The following is a 3,312-nucleotide window of genomic DNA, read 5'->3' as shown; positions in this document are numbered from 1 at the left end:
AAGTTGTCGATTCAACGAAGTGACGGAAGAGTTTGCGGCAAGTGAGGGTGAGGGCGACAAATCGCTAGAATGGTGGCGTAAGGCTCATTGGACATTTTTCTCACGTGAATGTGAAACTTTAGGTATAGAGCCAAGTGAGGATATGTTATTGGTTTTAGAACACTTTAAGGTCGTGTATCAGTAAAAACATAACAAACGCTTCAAGAGGGACAGCCAACGCGCGGCATTTTTACTATGCGTTGGTTTTGGTGATTACGGTGTTATGCGGTAAGTTGGTAGTAGCGTTGTCTGCCCCTTAAGCGGGCGTTATGTGCTTTCTCTAAAACCCACCAGATTCACCAAAACTATTTTCTAGCTGGCCGCATCGCTTGTTTTGAATTGGAGCCCTTTAAAATGCCGTTTTGATGCCTTATTTTGGCTAAAATGGGGTGTTTTAAGTGTCTGTTTTTATTGGTTTTGTTTTTGTTGAGAACTTTCAGGTAAATGGTAGTCTTCAAATCAAATGTTTTTTGGAGCTACAGCATGGAAAAATCAAAGCAATTATATAATCAAGTGAACTTTTCACATCAGGACTTGCAAGAACATATCTTTAGCAATTGTACTTTTATACATTGTAATTTTAAGCGTTCAAACCTTCGAGATACACAGTTCATTAACTGTACTTTCATAGAGCAGGGGGCACTAGAAGGGTGCGATTTTTCTTATGCTAATCTTCGAGATGCTTCATTTAAAGATTGTCAGCTTTCAATGTCCCATTTTAAGGGGGCAAATTGCTTTGGTATTGAACTGAGAGATTGTGATCTTAAAGGGGCAAATTTTAGCCAAGTTAGTTTTGTAAATCAGGTTTCGAATAAAATGTACTTTTGCTCTGCATACATAACAGGTTGTAACTTATCCTATGCCAATTTTGAGCAGCAGCTTATTGAAAAATGTGACCTGTTCGAAAATAGATGGATTGGTGCAAATCTTCGAGGCGCTTCATTTAAAGAATCAGATTTAAGTCGTGGTGTTTTTTCAGAAGACTGCTGGGAACAGTTTAGAGTACAAGGCTGTGATTTAAGTCATTCAGAGCTTTATGGTTTAGACCCTCGAAAGGTTGATCTTACAGGTGTAAAAATATGCTCGTGGCAACAGGAGCAGCTACTGGAGCAATTAGGGGTAATCATTGTTCCTGACTAAGCGCAAGATTCGGCTACGCACATAACAAACGCTTCAAGAGGGACAGCCAACGCGTGGCATTTTTACTATGCGTTGGTTTTTGTGATTACGGTGTTATGCGGAAAGTTGGTAGTAGCGTTGTCTGCCCCTTAAGCGGGCGTTATGTTTATTTTTGACTTTCTAAGTCCTTGAAAATAAGGATTTAGGTCCCATAACTACTTTTAATGACTTGATGGAGTGTAGGCTATGGCTAAAGGTTTGAAAATGACTCGCGCTTTTAAAGGTGGGTACCTATTAGAGATTGAAAACTTATCAAAGGATGATAATGGTCGAATCTTCTGTGAAGACTCGAAGTGTCGAACTCATATTGAGTACAACTCGGGCTATCCGATTAAAGCAACTAATACTGTCGTAGCACCTTATCTAAAGCTTGCAAAGGGTCGTGAGCATTCTGATAACTGTAAGAACTCAATTTCTGGTGCAGTAAAGATTTTTGTAAGTGAATCTAGTGACATCGAAGATGTTCCAAATATATTTGAATCGAAAGCAGATGGTACGTTTACCCTAAGACTGAACCTTTTGGAGCAATCTAAATCGGATTTAGATAAGTTGGTTGATAAAAATAGTAATAGTGATTCGGTAGAACCAAAAGTAGGTAAAGATTACGTTAAAACTGAAAAAAGGTTGTCGTCATATTGCAAGTCAGCCACAGGAATTGCTCGTATTCGTAGTTTGATACAAGAAAGTAGTGATGCTAAAGAACTTGAAGCTTTGATAAAAATTGAATTTAAAAATCAGCAAGTAGAATGGAAAGACTTCTTTTACGATGATGCTCGTTATCACGTGCTTCATAATAGAATCGCCCATGGGAAGATAGAACATCCAGTTGCCATTAGAGTCACTGCAAAACAAACTCGAACTTCAACTAATACAACACATCCTGTATCGACCCAATGTTATTCTGAAGCTAAGGATGGAATTAACTATATTCCATGGTTAAATATTCACAGAGATCTTGAAGATATAGAGCTTACATCTGGAAATGCATATATAGTTTTAGGGCATGTAACTTCTTCGCACAAAGGTCAGTTCAAAGGTTTAAACTTTAAAATTGGTAATAAAAAACAGATAGCTCGAGAATAATAAACATAACAAAGCATTTAAGAGTGATTCCCAACGCTTGGCATTTTTCATTCCATTGTTGGGTTTTGTGTTTACGGTGGTATGGTTAATTTTCGTGGTAGCGTTGCTCACACCTTAATGCGGCGTTAGCTTAAAACAATAAAAATCAATTGGTTGTGGTCTATTCTTTCTTCCTTTGGCCATTCGTTCAGGTTTTTCGGCAAATCAGCATTGTTTAACAATGCGAGTTTTGAGCTGTTGCCTCAATTGAGTTTTGGGATTGCGCGAGGTTAGCCAGTTTGGCGCAAAGCCGCTTTGGAAGTTTTGCTTTCGCTTTGAGTTTTGCGAAAACGTGTTTTCAAAATTTACTGGTTTTTAAAGCAAATGAATGGCCACAAAGTTTGAGTCTATTCGGGTTTTAAAACTCAGGTGGTTTGTTAGGAACCCAAATAAGGTTAATCTCAACTTTGGTAAATCTAAGGTGCTGAAATTTAAGCTAACAAACTGCTTAAGCGGGATTCGCAATGCGTGGCATTTTTAGCATGCGGTGAGTTTTGTGATTAAGTTGGTGTGCGGTCGCTTTTGTAGTGCATTGCTCACCCCTTAGCAGGGCGTTATGTAACCGTAGAGAAAAAAGACCACAATGTATTGAAATTTAAAGTGTTTTTATGGTTTTTTTACTTTGAATTTAGCTTCTACTTTGTATATTCGATACTTTCAACTGATTGTTTTAATTGGTTATTTATACAGTTTGTAAAGTCAGTCTTATTCATGTTGATTTGGTTTTCGTCTTCCTTGTTCTTCGAGTCTTTGCTCTGGGTTTTAATGGTAAAGCGGATTTGCGATAAGTTTGGTGGTAGTCATTTTTTTCTTTGAACTAGGGCTCGCAGTTTCGTCGTTGCCACGCAAATTCTACTGGGTTACTGCTAATTTTTCATGTAAGTTAAACGGTATTTGGCAATGTTGTTCTTTGTAATGCTTTGAAATGGTTAGCAAAGTTACATAACAAAGCATTCAAGAGGGACAGTCAAC

At 38.0% G+C, this 3,312-nt stretch carries 3 protein-coding genes; all 3 read left to right on the top strand.

What is annotated here, in order from left to right; all coding sequences use genetic code 11:
- Nucleotides 1–184 (top strand): ASCH domain-containing protein (locus B7C60_RS00980; RefSeq protein WP_157928666.1); only part of this gene is annotated, 184 nt, incomplete at its 5' end.
- A gap of 338 nt (nt 185–522) precedes the next feature.
- On the top strand, nt 523–1,179 hold the full coding sequence (locus B7C60_RS00970; protein ID WP_099610042.1) for a QnrVC family quinolone resistance pentapeptide repeat protein: 657 nt from the start codon (nt 523–525) through the stop codon (nt 1,177–1,179).
- Nucleotides 1,180–1,404: 225 nt separating this feature from the next.
- Nucleotides 1,405–2,301 carry a hypothetical protein gene (locus tag B7C60_RS00960; RefSeq protein WP_099610041.1) on the top strand — a complete coding sequence of 299 codons (897 nt, stop codon included), beginning with the start codon at nt 1,405–1,407 and terminating at the stop codon, nt 2,299–2,301.
- The last annotated feature ends 1,011 nt before the right edge of the window (nt 2,302–3,312 follow it).

Origin of the sequence: Vibrio fujianensis (genome assembly GCF_002749895.1) — a bacterium.
In the GTDB taxonomy this organism is placed as follows: Bacteria; Pseudomonadota; Gammaproteobacteria; order Enterobacterales; family Vibrionaceae; genus Vibrio; species Vibrio fujianensis.
Note: the sequence above shows the minus strand (reverse complement) of the source record. Positions and strands in the feature narration are given on the sequence as shown.